This window comes from Streptobacillus felis (genome assembly GCF_001559775.1).
Taxonomy (GTDB): Bacteria; Fusobacteriota; Fusobacteriia; order Fusobacteriales; family Leptotrichiaceae; genus Streptobacillus; species Streptobacillus felis.
In genome coordinates this window covers 1-487 of record NZ_LOHX01000193.1, presented here as the reverse complement: position 1 = coordinate 487, position 487 = coordinate 1, and the positions used below count along the sequence as shown (strand labels likewise).

Sequence of the window (487 nt, the reverse complement as noted above, 5' to 3'; positions counted from 1 at the left end):
TTATTTTCAGGAATATTAAATTATGATCATAGTAAATTTAAATTACATAGTGGAATAATAAATACAGCAGGATATTTAAATAATAATACATTTAGATTAGAAAGTTTTGTAAATATAAAGGGTAAGAAGAATAACCATGAGCTAGAGGGAGATATAAACTATAAGCTAAAGAAAGACACTTATGCAAAGGGAGGAAGATTAAAGTTAGGATTAAATACAACAAGTAAATTAGGGAAATTAGAGTTATCTAATAAAGGTAATATATATTTAGGTACACTAATACCAAATAAGAGAAATTATTCAATAACATTAGGAAGTGAACTAAAATATAATGTAAATAATTTAGAAATGTTAGGATCAATAGGTTCAGAGTTAGTGTTTAAGGAAGTAGAATCAAACAATCCAATAAATGAATAAAAAATATCATATAATCCAGAAATAAAATTAGAATTAAGCTATGATAGTGATAAAGTAAAATTTGAATCAA

1 pseudogene is annotated in these 487 nt (G+C 23.4%); it reads left to right on the top strand.

Annotated elements, in window-relative coordinates:
- A pseudogene (locus tag AYC60_RS08970) lies at positions 1-417 on the top strand (hypothetical protein); the annotation flags it as partial.
- Between the last annotated feature and the right edge of the window lie 70 nt (positions 418-487).